The sequence below is a fragment of the Mesorhizobium escarrei genome, assembly GCF_935825525.1.
GTDB classification, from domain to species: Bacteria; Pseudomonadota; Alphaproteobacteria; order Rhizobiales; family Rhizobiaceae; genus Mesorhizobium; species Mesorhizobium escarrei.
Window position 1 is genome coordinate 82,366 of record NZ_CAKXZT010000136.1, and the last position, 17,459, is coordinate 99,824.

At 61.9% G+C, this 17,459-nt stretch carries 17 protein-coding genes; 2 read left to right on the forward strand and 15 right to left on the reverse strand.

Features of this window, described 5'->3' with window-relative positions:
* Positions 1–22: 22 nt before the first annotated feature.
* The 13 genes from NMG80_RS20955 to NMG80_RS21015 all read right to left on the reverse strand — a co-directional run bounded on the left by NMG80_RS20955 (position 23) and on the right by NMG80_RS21015 (position 14,032).
* Positions 23–883 carry an alpha/beta hydrolase gene (locus tag NMG80_RS20955; RefSeq protein WP_254019866.1) on the reverse strand — a complete coding sequence of 287 codons (861 nt, stop codon included), beginning with the start codon at positions 881–883 and terminating at the stop codon, positions 23–25.
* A gap of 188 nt (positions 884–1,071) precedes the next feature.
* Positions 1,072–2,928: a CHASE2 domain-containing protein gene (locus tag NMG80_RS20960; RefSeq protein WP_254019867.1), complete on the reverse strand. Its 1,857-nt coding sequence runs from the start codon at positions 2,926–2,928 to the stop codon at positions 1,072–1,074.
* Positions 2,929–3,009: 81 nt separating this feature from the next.
* Positions 3,010–3,726 carry a FecR domain-containing protein gene (locus NMG80_RS20965; protein WP_254019868.1) on the reverse strand — a complete coding sequence of 239 codons (717 nt, stop codon included), beginning with the start codon at positions 3,724–3,726 and terminating at the stop codon, positions 3,010–3,012.
* 95 nt (positions 3,727–3,821) lie between these two features.
* Entirely contained in the window at positions 3,822–5,096 is a 1,275-nt protein-coding gene (locus tag NMG80_RS20970) for a tetratricopeptide repeat protein (protein WP_254019869.1), read from the reverse strand.
* A 311-nt stretch (positions 5,097–5,407) separates the two neighbouring features.
* Positions 5,408–5,575: a hypothetical protein gene (locus NMG80_RS20975; RefSeq protein WP_254019870.1), complete on the reverse strand. Its 168-nt coding sequence runs from the start codon at positions 5,573–5,575 to the stop codon at positions 5,408–5,410.
* Between the two features lie 15 nt (positions 5,576–5,590).
* A complete protein-coding gene (locus NMG80_RS20980) occupies positions 5,591–6,778 on the reverse strand; it encodes a magnesium transporter (protein ID WP_254019871.1) in 1,188 nt (395 codons plus the stop codon).
* Positions 6,779–7,122: 344 nt separating this feature from the next.
* Complete coding sequence (locus tag NMG80_RS20985) at positions 7,123–7,935, reverse strand: SDR family NAD(P)-dependent oxidoreductase (RefSeq protein ID WP_254019872.1); 813 nt, start codon at positions 7,933–7,935, stop codon at positions 7,123–7,125.
* Entirely contained in the window at positions 7,932–8,933 is a 1,002-nt protein-coding gene (locus tag NMG80_RS20990) for a sugar phosphate isomerase/epimerase family protein (protein WP_254019873.1), read from the reverse strand. Before NMG80_RS20990 ends, NMG80_RS20985 begins: the two co-directional genes overlap by 4 nt.
* A 40-nt stretch (positions 8,934–8,973) precedes the next feature.
* Entirely contained in the window at positions 8,974–9,747 is a 774-nt protein-coding gene (locus NMG80_RS20995) for an SDR family NAD(P)-dependent oxidoreductase (RefSeq protein ID WP_367185979.1), read from the reverse strand.
* 4 nt (positions 9,748–9,751) lie between these two features.
* On the reverse strand, positions 9,752–10,849 hold the full coding sequence (locus NMG80_RS21000) for an ABC transporter ATP-binding protein (protein ID WP_254019874.1): 1,098 nt from the start codon (positions 10,847–10,849) through the stop codon (positions 9,752–9,754).
* Positions 10,850–10,874: 25 nt separating this feature from the next.
* Positions 10,875–11,777, reverse strand: a complete 903-nt coding sequence (locus NMG80_RS21005) for a carbohydrate ABC transporter permease (RefSeq protein WP_254019875.1) — start codon at positions 11,775–11,777, stop codon at positions 10,875–10,877.
* Positions 11,770–12,705 (reverse strand): carbohydrate ABC transporter permease, encoded by a 936-nt coding sequence (locus NMG80_RS21010; RefSeq protein WP_254019876.1) that lies wholly within the window; start codon positions 12,703–12,705, stop codon positions 11,770–11,772. Before NMG80_RS21010 ends, NMG80_RS21005 begins: the two co-directional genes overlap by 8 nt.
* Before the next feature lie 61 nt (positions 12,706–12,766).
* Complete coding sequence (locus NMG80_RS21015; protein WP_254019877.1) at positions 12,767–14,032, reverse strand: ABC transporter substrate-binding protein; 1,266 nt, start codon at positions 14,030–14,032, stop codon at positions 12,767–12,769.
* Between the two features lie 143 nt (positions 14,033–14,175).
* On the opposite strand from NMG80_RS21015, the gene NMG80_RS21020 reads away from it, so the two are divergent.
* Positions 14,176–15,372, forward strand: coding sequence for an ROK family transcriptional regulator (locus NMG80_RS21020; RefSeq protein WP_254019959.1), 1,197 nt, complete (start codon positions 14,176–14,178; stop codon positions 15,370–15,372).
* A gap of 132 nt (positions 15,373–15,504) precedes the next feature.
* Here NMG80_RS21020 and NMG80_RS21025 read toward each other — a convergent pair whose 3' ends face one another.
* Positions 15,505–16,248 (reverse strand): SDR family NAD(P)-dependent oxidoreductase, encoded by a 744-nt coding sequence (locus tag NMG80_RS21025; RefSeq protein WP_254019878.1) that lies wholly within the window; start codon positions 16,246–16,248, stop codon positions 15,505–15,507.
* A gap of 42 nt (positions 16,249–16,290) precedes the next feature.
* Positions 16,291–16,680, reverse strand: coding sequence for a DoxX family protein (locus NMG80_RS21030; protein ID WP_254019879.1), 390 nt, complete (start codon positions 16,678–16,680; stop codon positions 16,291–16,293).
* 152 nt (positions 16,681–16,832) lie between these two features.
* Between NMG80_RS21030 and NMG80_RS21035 the strand changes: the two genes are divergently transcribed.
* Positions 16,833–17,213, forward strand: coding sequence for a winged helix-turn-helix transcriptional regulator (locus tag NMG80_RS21035; RefSeq protein ID WP_254019880.1), 381 nt, complete (start codon positions 16,833–16,835; stop codon positions 17,211–17,213).
* The last annotated feature ends 246 nt before the right edge of the window (positions 17,214–17,459 follow it).

Genomic DNA, 17,459 nt, shown 5'->3' on the forward strand with positions numbered 1-17,459 from the left:
GGTGCAGGGCCGGCTATCCCATTCATCCTGATGCGTTACGTCGTTCCTTGAGCACCTGGGCCAGGAAATCCTTGACCGAATCGAGCACCGTGTCGCGTTCGTGGGCTACCCCGGGCAGCAAATCAAAGCGTACGCGCACACCTGCTTCCTCGAACGATCGACACAGCGTCCTGAGGCGTTCCGGCCGCGTCCGCCCGGCATCGTTGGCGCCCGGCATCCAATAGGTGCTGCCCTGGGCATGGGTGATTTCCCAAGTCTCCAGGTCGGCATCGCCGACGATCATCTGGACAGGCACTTTTGCCAGCGCCGCGGCATCGAAGGTGATGCCGAACTTCTCCGGCAGATCGCGAATGCCCACCCACCAGTCCCGCGCGGGATCGAGCAAGGTCACCGAGCCCGGCGCACCGATCGACGCCGCCCATAGCCTGTCGGGATGCAGGATGGCGAAGCGGTGTGTGAAATGCCCGCCGCCGGAAAATCCGAACATGGCGAAGCGGGTCCAGTCCTGACGGTATTTCGCCACGACTTCCTCGATGATGGCGAGCAGCACCTGATCGTAGCGGATGTCGCCCTCGATCATGTATTTGTATCCGCTGCGGGCATCGTCGCCGAGAGCGCCCATTGGAAACACCGGGCACAAAATGGCGCAGTCGTTCCAACGTCCGAACTCGGCGAACGCGTCGCGGAAGCCCAGGAACGAGGTGCGGCCGGTACCATGCACGGCCACCAGGAGGTCGACTTGGGCGCCTTCCCCAACCGCGGGCGGTACATACAGACAGTAATGGAAGCGTGGGTCCGATTTGGAAGCAAAGATGGCCGTCGCGCCAAAATCGTATGTAGCGCGACCGCGATCCGCAACGGATCCCGTGGCGATGCTCGTCAAGTCTACAACTCCTCAGACAGCCTTGGCATTCATGTCTAGCGTATACTGGTCGGCCCGCGTCGTGAACTGGAAGGTCCTTTCGGGCAGCCACTGGGCGACATCCTAGCCCGAGCCGCCCATCGTATTTCCGCCGCCCTTGGCTTTCGCTCGCCGGCCAATGAGGCAGCGAGTTGAACCGGTGCCAAACATCATGCGACTTCCTCGGCGGATTGCGACGAGGGGTGTATCTCCGGAACGGTGAAAACCGGCACCTCGCCCTTGAAGCCTTGGAGTTCAAAGGCGCCCGCCTGGACAACCGGCATCGATGCTCCTTGGGCAAATCCGGGACCAAGCACCAGGGGGATGCTCAGCTTTTTGGTCGTTGACTCGAGCCGTGCCGTGCGGTTCACCGGCGAGCCGATCGCGGTGTAATCGAAGCGCCGTTCGGAGCCGAAATTCCCTACGGAGCAGATGCCAGTCTCGATGGCGACGCCGATTTCGATAGGGGGGTGCCCGCGGGCGGTGAACGCGGCGTTTTCGCGCTTCACCCGTTCGATCAGGGCAAGCCCCGCTTCGAGCGCGCGCTCGCGATGATCTGGCTGGTCAAGCGGCGCGTTCCAGAAGGCTAGCACGGCATCGCCCATGAACTTATCGATGGTCCCGTCGCGCTCGAGTATCTCATCGGTCGCAAGGCCGAGGAAGTGATTGACCACCTTTCCGATTTCCTGGGCATCGAGTTGTTCGCTCATCGTCGTGAAGCCGCGTATGTCACTCAGCAGGATTGTGATCTCGCGCTTCTCTCCGGACAGGATCGCTTCGGTATCCGAATTTGCGAGGCGTTGCACCACGGAGGGCGAAAGAAATTGCGAAAACTGCCGGGCCAGGGTGGACCGGCGCTGCTCGCTGCGCCTGTAGAGGGCATAGCCTTCGAAGCTAGCTACGAGGATCGTCGCAAGCGCCGGCTGCAGTGGGTCATAGAGCTTACCCTGCAGGCTGTATTCGAGAGCGCCGAACGCGAAGGGCGTGGCAGCCAGGAGCGCCAGAGCCAGGGCGCCAAGCATGACACGCTGGGCGAGAACTCCGGAGAGTCCGATGAAAACGATGCCACTGAGGACCAACCACAGCCGCTCCAGCGTACGCGCTTGCGTTGGCTCTACAAGATAGCGCGCGGCAAGCATCTGGTCGATTGCATCAGCATGGATGTCCACGCCTGGTCGCGCCGGACGCGCCGGGGTGGGCAGATACTGCGTCAATCCCACGGCTGACAGATCAACAATGGCGATCGCGTTCCGCAGCAGCGGATCGCCGCGACCCGAAAGGATACTATTGGCAGATATGCGCGGCGTATTGGTGTCGGTTTCCCAGAGGCGGATGCTGCCCTGCGGCTCGAGTGGCACAATGGTGCCGGCCATCCTGAGCGCGTCAAACCCGGTGGCATTCATCCGGGCCACGTAGCCGTTCTCTCCGGCGTAGAGGCGCAGGAGTTCGAGCGCGAAGGACGGCCAGAGCTGCGCGCCTTGAGCCGTATTTCGGAGCCAGAGCAGCGGCACATGGCGTAATACGCCGTCGGGATCGGGCAGAGTGCGAATTACGCCGAGGCCTGCAGCGGCGCTCGAGAAATCAGGAAGCGAGCCTATCAGACCGGTGAAGCCAGGAAGCGTCTCGGGTACTTGCCCGACAATCGACCAGCCGGCTTTGGGCTCTGCTTCTGATACGGTCGCCTCATTGCCTAGGCTGACGGCGAGCGCCGTTCGATTTTTCGCCAGTGCGCTGGCGAGGCGCTTGTCTCCGGCGATGCCATCAGGAGAGATGTCGGCCTCGGGCAGCACCAGCGCAAGCCCGATCACCGCGGCACCAGACTCGGCGACACCATCGACCAGATCGGCCAAAAGGCCACGGTTCCAAGGCCATCGCCCATATGCCTTAAGGCTCGCGTCGTCTATCGAGACTATGACAACAGGATTGCTGGTCGCCTCGCGCGGCGCGAGGAACTGGTAGAAGTCATACGTACGCTCGCGCAGGCGCGATAGCGGCCCGTCGAAAGCAAAATGGCAAGCGAGCAGCAAGAGTACGACCGCAAGACCAGGTATTTTCCGCCTGGCAGCCCGCCACCAATCAAGCGAGGGGCTCATGCCGATCGGCCGGCCTTACCGGCAGTCGGGAAAGCAGTCATCATCCTCATCATCCACCCCGCTGCCTACAGGGGGCGTTGGGCTGTCAGGGAACTCCATGGCCACGCCGGGCAATGCGCCGTCGGTGGACTTGCAGGCTTTGAGCGAATTGCCGAGTGCTGACGCACAAATCGCGCTTACGTTCAGCCCTGGACCCGGTTCGCCTGGCAGGCCGGTGCCGGCTATTCGATCGATGCTGTCCAATATCGGGAAGGCGTCGATACCGCCGTAGCCGGTCAGCAGTTTGTCATTGTCCGACGTGCAGGCGTGGCCCGGGTTTGTGATCACGAGCTTGCGACCATTCATCATGCAGGTCATGCGGCCGGCGCGCAGTATGCCGACGGTCTGACCAGCTATCACAAGCACTTCAATGATGCCACCTCTGGCTCCGAGCACCATGTGTGGCGTCGCAACTTGCATGTCGCCGCCTTTCGAAACCTGGCCGCCGTAGAAACGGGCCAGGCCGCTGTTCATCCTGATGTCGATCTTTCCTGATCGGGACCCCGGATTGTAGACGAATTCATCGATCGTCAGGCTGGTGTTCGGACCAATCTTGGCGCTCGACTCGTCCCGGAACACGAGCATTCCGAGACCGGTGATATTGCTGCGCAGCTGGTCGCCGAGTTCGACGCCCGCGCCGACGTTCATCGCCTCGCCGTCATTGCGGATGATGTTGGTCTGGTAGGCCGTCATGGACCCGACCGTTTCAGCGCCAGATGGTGCCGCAAAGGCAAGGCAGGCGATACAAGTGGCTATCTGACGATACAGGGTCCTCATCGCGGCCTCTTTCAGTTGAGCGTCAACGTGTAGCTCACGAGCAATTCGAATGAATTTCGGTCGCGGCTGGCGATCTCGAAGTCGGTTTCACGATAGGCGAGGTCGACACTGACCTTCTGCGACTCGGTGAGCTGAAAATCGCTTTCCGAGGCAATGCGCCAGAAGTCGCTCTCTATGTTTGTCCCGATGCCGAAGGACAAGTCGGGAGTGTCGCTGTGGCCGGCCGAGACGGCGACCTGGTGAGACCATACGAAAAGGTCCGGGACTTCCATTACCACGCCGCCATAGCGGACCTCTCCCAAGTAGGTGCTGCCGATTTCGCCAGCTCCGGAGGCGAAGTCAGTCGAGCCGACCAGGCGCAGTCCGAGTGCCTGGCCATTGCGGAAGCGGTAGCTGCCGCCTGCCTCATAGAAGACCCTGCTATCGGCGAAGATGCCTTTCGAGCCGCTTAGATCGATGTAGCCAGCACCTGCAAAAAGCGTCGTCTCGACGGTGGGGCGCACGAGGAGGCGCCCACTTAGACCGACGCCGGTCTCGTGGACGTCGCTGTCGAAACGATCTGTAACGGCGAACGCGGAAAGTAGCAGCCGTAGCGAATCGATCCCGCTGTTGGGCAGTCCCTTGTCCAAGGTAATGGCGGCGTTCCCGTGGATAAAAGTCTCCTCGGCACCGGGAACCGACAGGTCTTTGGTGAAAAAGCGCTCTGTCGCTGCCAGCGAGCCCGAGAGGACAAGTGCATCAGCACTTGGCGTGCCGAGATCCCATCGGATAAAGCCTTCCGCCCGCCCATAGGGCGAGACCAAGGTGCGGTCGTCTTCGGCCCCGCCCGGCTCAAAATCGTTGGATGCGCTGAACACGCCGCCAGTCAGAGCGATTTCCCAGGTGACGCCACGTAACGCGCGCTCGATGCGGGCGAGCAGGCGAACGGCTTCCTGCTGCTCATCCGCGGACAGGTCCCCGACCTCGAGGCCGTACTGCGCCTGCCGCCGGGCCAATTCATAGGAGCCGACATGATAATACAACCGGCTGGCCGAGAGCCGGGCGCGCGCATCGCGAGGATGTTTGATGAGATACTGCTCGATCGACGAGATCGCCTGATCGTACTGCCCTGCGTTGACGGCAACTGTGACGAATTGAGCTAGCGCTCCGTTGTCGGTCGGATTGGTAATGCGGGCCGAAAACGCATCGTCATAGGCCGGATAGAGACCTTGTGCGCCGGCCGGCAATATGCCGGTACAAAGCAGCGCCGCGGCGAAGCCGAGGATCATTGAAAACGAGGAATGCATGCCGAGAACCCACCCCAACCCGACTAGTGCAGCGAATCTAGCACGCCTGCACGAAAAAAAGCGACAGAACTGTCAGGAAACCTCCGAGTCTTCAGCAGCTGTTGCAGCTGCGCAACAAACTATCGGGTTCATTCGCATTTCGCCTACGCTGGTTGGTCAAACATCTTCTCAGCGTTGCTGGGCTTCCAGCAAGTATTCGCTACAAACGGCAACTAAGCCAAATCATAATCAGCCGTGGATTGCGCAGACGACAAGATCAATATTGTTTGCGAGATTCTCCAGGTATCTGGTCGCCGCACGACGCATCAGGGTCACATGTAGCTCATCCGAAGGTCTTCCGCCGCGTTGCGCAAGCGCTCGGAGAGCTGGCGGGCGATGCTTCTCAGGACGGCCTGCGCGATGTGCGGCTTAGCCTTTGTTATCTTGTTGAACGCCGACGAGGTCAGCTCATAGGCAACAAAGTCCTCGTCCGCGATCACGTCCGTCGAGCGTGCCTACAGCACGAGCATGGTGGCCAGTCCCAGCATCAGGCCCATGCCTACAATATCGGTCACCGTCGTAAGGAAGATCGCGGAAGCCACGGCCGGATCGGCGCCGACACGCCGCAGGCCCAACGGGATCAGCACGCCGGAGATTCCGGACATGAGGCACGATCCGGACATGGCGAGCAGGATCACAAGTGCCAGCATGGGCGCCTGGGATGCCGACTCCGGCTGCCGTGAAGCGTAGAACCACATGGCCGCAGCCGCCACCAGACCGACGAGCAAGCCGTTGGCGATCCCGAGCGCTCCCTCCCTCAGCACCAGGTGCAGCTTCGGTCGTTTGTCCACATCCCCTAATGCGAGGCCACGCAGCGTAATAGCCAGCGCCTGGCAGCCGGTGTTTCCGCTCTGGCCGGCCAGCACCGGGAGGAACGCCGCCAAGGCGACGATCTTTTCGATCGTGCCTGTGAACGAGCCAACCACGAAAGCGGCTATGAAGGCCGTCAGCAGGTTGAGCTGCAGCCACGGATGACGTTTCAAGAAGGCTGAAACCAGCGGCGTGAAAGAACGCTCCTCCTTCTGGACACCCACCATCTGGCCAGGCTGGGCAGAAATCTCGATGATTTGCTGTTCGAACAGCCGCCACCCGCGAACCTGCCCGAGCAGCCGGTTCTCCGCGTCCACCACGGGATAGACAGGGTAGTGACGGCGTACCGCCGCCTTGCAGGCTTCGCCCAAAGGCATATCGACGTGAAGGGCGAACGGTTTCGGCAGCATGATCTGATCCACCGTGGCGGCCGGTTCGCTCAGCATCAGATCGCGCAGGACCACCAGGCCAACGAGTTTGTCGGCCTCGTCCGTGATGTAGAGGTAAGTCAACTCGGTCGGCACCTGGGCGCGTCTGACGGCCTCCACCGCGGCGGTTACCGTCGTCCCGACAGGAACGCTGGCGGGGATCGGGTCCATCAACTCGACGACGGATCCGCGGACCGCGATATCCTTGCCGTCGCCATGAGGCATGATAGGCCTCATATCCGGAGGCAAATGCTCCGCCACCTTCCGGGCGTGCGTATCCGGCAACAACATTAATATGTCTCGGATGAACTCGGGAGATTCTCGGGCAAGCAATTCAGCAGCGTCGTCAGGTGCTCGAGCACGCAACGTGCGCACCGACTTCTCAACGTCGTTCTCTTGCCTCATCTGTTCCCCCAATCTCTAATGTTGCGCCTCTGAACGTGTAGACAGGAGCGGTTCGCCCTGCCCGCGCGCAGTGGCCCAGCGCCTCGATCCGGAAAATCTCGCCTTCTCAGGGCGCAGAGTAGACCGACCCCGAGAAGTCTGAGCCATTGCGTGGGTGCATACAGGCGGGCTGTAACGTCAGCGTGTCGCCAAGAGAATTGACGTGTTGCCGAACTTCACCGTCGATTCCTGGGCTCTGCGAGCACGTCGCAACCCATCAACGAAGTAAGGTCGGCGATGGGCTGGCGTGGCCTGCTCATTGAGGTGCGCTCAGCCCGACAGTTCGCGGTGTGAACGGCCGCGATTCAACCTGGGAAGATGGTGAAACCACCATCGACGCGAATGACCTGCCCGTTGATGAACCGCGCGCGCGGACCGGCGAGGAAGGCCACCGCTTCGGCGATCTCTTCAGGCTCGGCATAGCGATTCAGCGATTTTTTGCTCGAATCCATGCGCTCCGGATCGACCACGCGGCTCGCTTGAAACCGTGCCGTCTTGGTTGCGCCGGGGCTCACCGCATTGATGCGCACGCCATCGTCGATCAGTTCCTTGGCGAGGCAACGCGTATAATGGACGACGGCCGCCTTAAGCGTCGAGTAGACCACCTCCGGCGAGCATCCGATATGCGCTGCCGCCGAGGCAATGTTGATCACCGAGCCTGAGCCGCGCTTGACCATAGGCGGAATGAACGCCTGGCAGACCAGCATCGTGCCGATGAGATTGTTCTCGGTCAGAACCTTGATGTCATCATAGTCGATGTCGAGCGCGTTGTTGGGGCTGGGCTTTACCCCCTTGGCTCCGATGTCCCCGCCGGCGCAGTTGACCAGAACATGCACATCGCCGAGCTCCGCCTCGATCTTCCTCTTCATTTCGACAACGGCTTGCCTGTCGCCGATGTTGCCGGTGACTGCTGTCACCCGTGTCCCATGTTTTTCCAAACCCCTAGCGGATTCGCCGAGGTCTGCGAATTCGCCATACTGCGATGGCCGGGTCCAGTCGAGATCGTGGATGGCGACGTTCGCGCCGAGTTCGGCCAGGCGTTCGGCCATGACGCGGCCGAGGCCGCGTCCCGAGCCAGTCACGAAGGCAGTCAGGCCGCTGAGTTCTCGGGCAGTCATGCTGATTTCTCCATTGCAATGAAATCGAACTTCTTCATGTTGGCGGCGCTGCGCCGGATCATGTCGAGCTCATACGAAACGAGCGCGCCGTCATCGTCGCGCTCCCAGGGCGTCCGGTAATCGGCGTCGTCCGCAAGGCGGTTTACGCGCGCGGCACTCAGGCAGGCCGCGAAGTCGCGCGCGGATTTCGGCCCATATCCGTTCCACCAGTCGTCGCTGAGACAGCGAACGTGGCGGGCCTCCAGTGCGCCTGGCTCGAGCGCGGCCGTCAGCGTGTCGTGGTGCTCGGCGAGGATGGCTGCCAGTTCGGCGAATGGCACGGCGCCGTCGCCGATTGCGCAGCGGACCAGACGGTAGCCCTCATCGGTGAACTGCACGCGATAGTCCTTGAGGTGGACATGACAGACGTGCGGCGCAATCCGCCGCGTGAAGGCAAGTGGTGCCTCGCCGACAGGGAAGGTGTTGCCGGTGTCGTAGGTGATGCCGACACCGGCCCCGCCGAATTCGCAGAACGCGACCAGTTCGTCGCTGCCGAAATCCTGATGGTTCTCGATGCCGAGCACCCGGCCCTCGGCCGCCGCCCGCGGCCCCCATTCCGTCAGGGCAGCGCGGATCGCTGCGTTGAACTCGCTCCATTTCCCGCCCCACAGGTTGCGATCGCCGCACAGGACGGGGGTCAGCGCGATACGGATCGTTGTCGCCTCGAGCAGGCGCGCCGCCCGAAACGCGTTGTCCAACGGACCTGCCACGAGAAGTCCGCCACTTACCACCGGGACGATATCAAGCGCGGTCAGACGCCTGCGCAGGTCGACGACCGCGGCATCCGGCAAGTCGGTCAACCATGGTTCGTAGATCTCGAGCGTGCGTGCGCCCAGTTCCTGCGCCAGCGCTATGAAGCCTTCCAGCCCCGTCCCGTCCGGATTGTGCCGCGGCGTACCGCGTCCCTGCAGGCCGAGAGTGTAGGTCAGTCCGTAAGGGTTGAGGCCGAGACGAAGCATCAGTTTGGCAGTTCCTTTGAAAGATGTGGAAGCGATCGCATCAGCGCAGACCCGCATCGACGGTGATGGACTGCTTCGTGATCATGCGGCTGTCGTCCGCTGCAAGGAAGAGCACGGTCCGTGCAATCTCCTCGCCCAGCAGGACGCGGCGGATCAATTGCCGCTGCACCGTCTGGTCGATTGCGTCCTGGGTCTTGAACCACAGTTGGCGCTGCCGCTCGGTGATGACAGCGCCGGGTTCGACTGCATTGACGCGGATGTTGTCGGGTCCGAACGACCGCGCCAGTGCGCGCGTCAGCGCCACCACAGCCCCCTTGGCAGTGGCATAGGCCACCATCTGGTCCGCCCCGAAACGCCAAGCGATGGAAGAGAAGTTTATGATCGAGCCGAAGCCTGATTCCTTCATATGCGGATGCACCGCCTGCGCGGCGAAGAAGTGATGACGGAGATTGACGTCGAAGCTACGGTCCCAGTATTCGGCTGTCATGGCGTCAACAGGATGGCGCTGATCGTCGGCAGCGTTGTTGACCAGGACGGCGACCGGACCAAGCCGCGCGCGCACGGCTTCGACCGACGCCTGCAGCGCAGCGACGTCGGTCACATCGCAATGCAGGTACAACGGAGCCCACCTGACGGCACCGCCGAGCTCGCGCTCCAGTGCCTCCGCGGGTTCGTCCTGCACATCGAGAAAGCATACGCGGGCGCCATTCGAGGCAAAGGCGCGGACCATATCGGCGCCGATCCCGGAGGCGCCACCGGAGATCAGCACGACGCGATCGGTCAAGCTTGGATAGTTCGCGAATTGCATGGACATCAGATCACAGAAGCGCCTTGGTTGCTGGATCGAACAGACAGGCGCGCGACATGTCGATGCCGAGCGTTATCGTCTCGCCCATGATGGGAGCATCATCCGGCTCGAATCGACCGGTGATTTCCAGGTCGCCTAGCCTGAGGACAGCAAGCGTCTCGGCCCCGGTCGGCTCGACCAGTTCGACCGGCGCCTGTATGGGCTCGACAGCAGGTTTGCGCGACTTCAGGTCGGTCGTGAAGCGGTAGATGTGTTCCGGCCGAACACCGAGCACCACGTCTTTTGGCGCGCCGGCGGGCAAAGGCGCGGCAAGGGCAAGAGTAGCGTCGCTGCCGTCAGCGGCGCGTACCGCGATGCTGGTCGAGCCCGTAAGCCGGGCGGGGATGAAATTCATCGCCGGCGATCCCATGAAACCGGCCACGAACATGTTGGTTGGCCGGTCATAGATTCGCTTCGGCGTATCGAACTGCTGCACCGAGCCCTGGTTCATCACCGCAATGCGGGACGCGAGCGTCATCGCCTCAACCTGATCGTGGGTGACGTACACTGTCGTCTTACCGACGCGATGGTGAAGCTTCTTTATTTCGGTGCGCATATCCACGCGCAGCTTGGCGTCGAGGTTGGACAGAGGCTCATCGAACAGAAACAGCTTTGGGTCGCGTACCAGTGCGCGCCCCATCGCAACACGCTGCCGCTGGCCGCCCGACAGCTGGCCGGGCTTGCGGTTGAGCAACTGCTCGATCTGCAGGAGTGCGGCAACCCGCTTTACGGCTTCCGCCTGCTCCGCTTTGGGCACACCTCGGCTTTCCATGCCGAAGGTGATGTTCTGGCGCACCGTCATAGTCGGATAGAGGGCGTAGGACTGGAACACCATCGCTATGTCGCGGTCCTTGGGCTGCACGGAGTTCACCAGCCGGTCGCCGATCCAGATCTCGCCCGAGGTAACGGTCTCCAGGCCGGCGATCATGGCGAGCAAGGTTGATTTGCCGCAGCCGGAGGGGCCGACAAGGGCGACGAACTCACCGGTTCGCGCCTCGAGATTGATGCCGGCCAGGATCTCGAGCCCGCCATAGCTCTTGTGAAGGTCGCGGATCATCAGCGCGGACATGGGCGATGTCTCATTTGATGGCGCCTCATTTGATGGCGCCCTGTGTCAGGCCGCGCACGAAGTATTTTCCACCGAACAGGTAGATCATCAGCGGCGGCAGCGCGCCAATCAGCACGGCTGCGCTCATCACGTCGTAAGCGCGGGCGGTCGTGCCGCCGGCAGTAAGCGCGACCAGTGCAGCGGTAATCGGCTGCTGCTGGCCGGAGGTGAAGACAACGCCGAACAGATACTCGTTCCAGATGCCGGTGAATTGCCAGATGACGGTGACGATCAAAATCGGCGGCGACAGCGGCAGGATGATCTTCCGAAAAATCCGCCAGAAGCCGGCGCCGTCGATGCGTGCCGCCTTGATAAGGTCGTCCGGTATACTGACGTAGAAGTTGCGGCAGAACAGGGTGGTGAACGAGATGCCCTGGACGACGTGAATCAGGACCAACCCGTATGTCGAATTGGTCAAGCCGAGCTTGCCGAGCAGGAACGCCCACGGCATCAGCGAGATCTGGCCGGGCATGAAGACGCCGAGCAGCATCAGATTGAACAGAATTTCCGAGCCCTTGAAACGCCATTTCGACAGCACGTAGCCGTTCATGGCACCAAGGAGCGTGGAGATGAGCGTCGCGGGGATCGTCATCCAGAGCGAGTTGAAGAAATTGCGCTTCATGCCTTCGCAGGTGCCGCTGACGCAATAAGTGCCCCAGGCCTGCGCCCACGCGTCGAGGCGGAAGCTGCGCGGCAGCGAGATGAGGCCGTTGCGGGCAATGTCGGACTGCTCCCGCAACGAGTTGAAGACGACGACCAGCAGCGGTGCAAGGTAGATGACGGCGAAAAGCGTCAGCACCGCATAGACAAGGAAGCGCGCCCAGAAATATCGCCGTGTCGCCGCGGCCGCTTCGGGATCATGCCGGGCGCTGAGAGCAATTTCAGCCATTGCGGCCCTCCGCCCGCCTGCGCCAAACGATCCACAAGGAATAGGGCACCAGCACAACCGCGAGGGCCGCGAGCATCATCATCGCCGCGGCGGCACCCTCGCCGATCTGCCCGCGCTGGAACATCAGGTCGTAGACATAGATCGCCGGGAAGGTAGTCGACACACCTGGCCCACCCCGCGTCAACGCCGCCACCAAGTCGAACGTCTTGATGGCAAACTGGATCTGAATGACCGCCACCGCCAGAAAAATCGGGGCGATCGTCGGCAGGATGACCTTCCGATAGGTTCGGGAGACCGACGCACCGTCGATCTGCGCTGCTTTGACGAGATCCGGATCGACCGACCGCAGGCCAGCCAGGAAAAGCGCCATTGCGAAGCCGGACGACTGCCAGATACCGGTTATGATCACCGCATAGATTGCGGTGTTGCGGTTGGCGGTCAGGGCGAAGCTGAAGTCGGTCCAGCCGAGCCCCCGCACAAAGGCCTGGATGCCGTCGACGGGATTATAGAGCCAGCTCCACACCGTGCCGGTGACGATGAAGGACACCGCCAGCGGATAGAGGAAGATGGTGCGCCAGACCGCCTCGCCGCGAACGCGCTGGTCGATCAGGATCGCGAGAAGCAGTCCGATGGCCATCGAGCCGACGATATAGAAGCCGCTGAACAGGAAGAGGTTGGTATAGGCGATGTTCCAGCGGCGGTTCGCCCAGAGCGAAGCATAATTGTCCAGGCCGACCAAGCCATAGGTCGGCATCAGCGATGAACTGGAGAGCGAGAGATACAGCGTCCAGAGCGTGAAGACGAAGACGTAGATGAAACTCGCCGCAAGCGACGGCGCCAGCACCAGAATGGGCACCATCGTGCCCAGGCGCTGCCGCCACGGGGTTGCGGGAGCCGCAACCGGTACGGTCAGATCATGCGTGGACATCGGCTGCTCCGGCGAAACGAGGGCCGGGCGCGCCGCGCCAGGCCAATCATCGGCAGCGTCTTCACATCTGCGCTTCGGCCGCATCGGCCATGGCGCTGGCTGCGTCCTGCGCGGTCATGTCCGGCGTCGCCACGAATTCGGTGACGGTATCCATGATCGCGCCGCGCACCTTCTGCGGGATCGTCATGTTATGCGCCATCGAACGGACAAGCGTGCCGCCATCGATCGACGCCTGCAGGTCCTTCTGGGAAAGCTGCTGGCAGGAATTGAAGCCGTTCGAGAGATCGACGTCGAGACGGGCCGGGATCGAGCCCTTGGTCTGATTGAAAATCGTCTGGAACTCGGGCGACAGGATGGTGCTGGCGAGCAGTTTCTGCCCCTCGACGTAGTCCGGATCCTTCTGCTGGAAGAACACGACCGAGTCGGAATTCAGGATGAAGCCCGGTTTGCCCCAATCAGTCGGCGCCTGGGCGCAGACATAGTCGGCACCCTCCTTGAAGCCGCCGGCCGTGAGCAGGCCGAGCGTCCAGTCGCCCATGATGTGGAAGGCGGCCTCGCCGCGTCCGACCAGATGCGACATGCTATCCCAGTCGCGCCCGTTCATGCCGGGGTCCATATATTTCGTCGTCATGGTGCGGAACTGTTCGAAGGCCTTGACCATGCCGTCGCTGCGCATCGCCTCGACGTCACCCTCGACGAAGGCCTTCTTGAAGAGATCGAGATCCATTCCGTAGACCACGACCTCGAAGACCGTCGAATCGGTCCAGTCGGCAGTCGAGTGCGAGATGCAGATTTTGCCTGATGCCACGACCTTGTCGCAGGCGGCGTTGAAGTCCGCCCAGGTCTTCGGCACCTCGGCGACGCCTGCCTCCTGCATGACCTTCGGCGATGCCCACAGCCAGTTGATGCGATGGATATTCATCGGCGCCGCCACCCAGCTGCCGGTCGGCTTCATCACCGGCAGCAATTCGGGAGCGACGACCTTTTCCCAGCTTTCCGCAGTCGCCAGTTCATCGAGATTGGCGGTCATGCCGGTCTCGTTCCATTCGGCGATCTCGGGTCCCTTTAGCTGCACCGCGGGGGGTGCGTTGCCGGCGATGACGTCGGCGCGCAGTTTCGCCAGCGTGTTGGCGGTGTGGCCGGCGATGGAGGTCTGCTGCCAGGCACCACCCTTGGCGGTAAACATCTCGCCGAGCTTGGCGATAGCCTGGGCGTCCGATCCGGTCGCCCATTGATGCAACAGGTTGGTCTTGGGCTCTGCGAGCGCGGCTCCCGCAACAAAGCTGTATGCCGCAGCGGCCGCAACGGCCGTCCTCAAATATTCCATCGTTTCACTCCCATAGGTGATGCACGGTTCGTATCGACCGCTTGTGGACGCAGTTTTGAGCTCGTCGCAGACGGAGATGCAGTATCTCCGTTCTTTCCAAGATGACATATTTGAGCTATCAGTCAACGTCCTTTGTGCTCATCATGAACAAACCTTCGCTTAGAAACTGGCTGATCGACAAGCCCTCCGCATCACCGGAGAGCCTGATCGTACGATGCCTGCGTGAGCGCGGCGTGCTTTCGGCGTCGCAAATCACGCATCTCACCGGTTTGGCGAGATCAACGGTCTCGACCGCGCTCAATGGCTTGAAAAAATCCGGAATGGTGATCGAATCGCCGGCCCATCATGCCGGGGCCAGGGGCATTGGCAGGCCTGCCGCGACCTTGACGCTCAATCCCGCTGCGGGCACCTGCGTCGGGATCCATCTGGGCCTCGACGAGATGCGGTGCATCGTCGCCGACGTCTCGCATTCTGTCATTGCAGAACAAACTATCCCCCTGGGTCTGGACTACCAGCCACAACAGGCGGCCCAGCTCGCCAAGTCGGCAATTGCTCAATGCTACGAAGAGAACGGTCTGCCGATGGCGGGGCTCCTGGGGGTTGGGGTTTCCGTCTCGGGCCCTGTCAGCCGCGAAGGAGTGGTGCTGCGCGCGAGTATTGTGCCGACCTGGGCCGGGGTCAACATCCGCGATGTGTTCGGGCCGGTTCTCGAACAGCCGATTTTCGCCGATAACGAGAGCAACTGCTCGGCCATTGCCGAGCTGATGTGGGGCGCGGCCGTCGGCCAGGACGATTTCGTGCTGTTCAAGATCGATCTGGGCGTCGGCGGGGCCATAGTCCAGCATGGCCGGCTGGTGACGGGTATCGCCGGCGGCGCCGGCGAATTCGGGCATATCAGCATCGATCCCGGCGGCGATCTTTGCCGGTGCGGCAATCGCGGATGCCTGGAGCTTTATGCGAGTTTTGCCCGGCCGCTGGAGCAGATTTCGCGCATCGTGCGGCGGCCGGTCACGATGGACGACGTGATCATGATGGCTGAGCAGGGCGATGTCGGTGCGCTGCGGATGATCGGGGACACAGCAGAGTTCGCCGGCCGTGGTCTTGGTCTGATCAGCTCGGTGATCAATCCGCCGCTCATCATCATCGGTGGCCGGATGGCCTTGGCGGGCGACATTCTCCTGGCACCGCTGATCGCGTCATATGAACGCCACACGCTCATCAAGTCCCGCGATATCGCGCCCGCCCTGCGCACGCGGATAATCGTTGGCAAGCACACGCAGAACGATGCATTGCTCGGCGCAGTTGGCCTGGTGCTGCGCCACAACAGCCGACTGCAATGATTTGACTTTGCGCCAAGTGGGGCCGTTTCCCCAGGGCGATCGCTCGCGAAGAATATCGCTGAACACATCTCCGGCGAGCGGCCGCTCACGAAGCGCCCACCAAGTGGACGCAGTTGGGCGCTGCTTTGCGGCTCAGCGCCCACTGTCGATGATCGAGCCGCCGTCCGGCGTGAGGCTGGAGCCGGTAATGAACTGCGAATCCTTGCTCGCGAGGAACAAAACGACGGGCGCTATGTCTTCCTCCGGCGTTCCGAAGCGGGCGAGTGCGTTGGTCGGCGGGGGCACGTCAGCCTCTTGGCCCCAGGTCTCTGCCAGCGGCAGGAGATTGTTCACGGTGATCTTGTCGGCACCCCACTCGCGCGCGGCGGTCCGCGTCAGGGCGCGCACTGCCTCCTTCGCCATGTTGTAGGGGCCATAGCCCACCAGGCCCATGACACCGGCCATCGAGCCGAAGTTGACGACGCGGCCCTCTCCGCTGGCCTTGAGGTGGGGATAGCAAGCCTGCATCGTTCTCAGGTAGGCGATCGGGCCGACCTCGAAATTGCGCTGCAACTGCTCCACCGACAGTTCGATGATGGACGAGAATGGCGCGGACGGATCAAATGCGTTGTTTACAAGGACGTCGACTCCGCCATAGGCGGCGCCACCTTGTCCACCGCCGCCTTGATCTGATCGGGATTGCTGATGTCGCAAGACGACACCGAGCGCGGTGCCCCCGGCGGCCTCGATGTCGGCGACGACAGCGTCCACATTGGCGGGCGTGAGCGAAAGAACCGCCACCTTTGCGCCTTCCGCAGCGAACAGCTTCGCCGTGGCGCGGCCGATGCCGCGACCGGCGCCTGTAACGATGGCCACTTTTCCGTTAAGTCGACCCATGTTCATCTCCATTCGATAGGGGTTATTGGAAGTTTCGCTGCGTCAAAGCAGCGCCGTCAGCACGTAAGGCGACGGCACTTCGCGAGCTGTGTTTTGCGTGAAGAAGGAGGCTGCCAACAGCGCGAGGCCTACGGCCGCCGGGAGAGCACCGCCGGGCTTGCGGACCCCGACGTGGGCCAAGCCGGACAGCAGCAGGTGATAGAACATCCCGGCGTAGGCGAGATCGCTGAGCGCAACGCTGAAGCGTGACAAGATGGCCGCCGCGCCCAGAACCTTCACGGCGATCATGACCGGCACAAGGTAGGCGGGATAGCCGAGGTCGGCGAGCGCCTGACGAACCCAGGCGCCCTTGGTCACGTACGCAATTGCGGAACTCAGATACAGCAGACTGAGAAGTGCCGTGCTGATCCAATATGTATAAGTTGCGGCCATGTGATCTTCCTATTTGCCGCCCGGCAGCGACATCTCTTTCATCGACTTTCGCGCTTCCGGGTCGCAACTTCATACCTGCGCACCTGCAGCACAGATCGAAAATGTCGTCTAAGATTGATATTCGCAAGTAGGATGAATAACTTGCTGTTAGTATGGAAGAACAGACTATGGCCGACAAAGAGATCAACATGCACGAGGAGATGCGGCGCGCATTCGCGCTGTTCTCGGGCAAGTGGAAGCTGGAAATCATGTGGCTCCTCAATCAGCGAGTGTATCGCTTCGGTGAGCTGCGAAAAGCGATCCCGGGCATCACCCAGCACATGCTGACGGCACAACTGCGCGAACTTGAAGCGGATGGGCTGGTCTCGCGCACCGTGTTCGCGGAAGTGCCGCCTCGCGTCGAGTATGCGATCACGCCAAAGGCACGCGGGCTTGGCCCCACGATGGAAGCGCTCACCGACTGGTGGAACCAGTATGGAAAGAGCGTGCCGGCCAAGCCGGGCACGCGCGGCCGTAAAGCCAAAGGCGGCTGATTTCTTGGCTTCCCCAGTTTCTTGGCTTCCCCAGACAGCCGGTTTAGCAAACGAGCCGATGCGGCTACTGTCACAGGATCGGTCCGACATTTGTTGGGCTGACCATCATCTGGCTTCTGACCGCTCTTCGTTTTCAGGCTGAGTGCACAGAAGCCCACAGGGATGTGCTCAACGGTCAACGGCCGTCTTGACGGGGCGCAAGAACAAAGCGAAAACGCTCGAAGTGAGTCCGGGAGGCGGCGATTG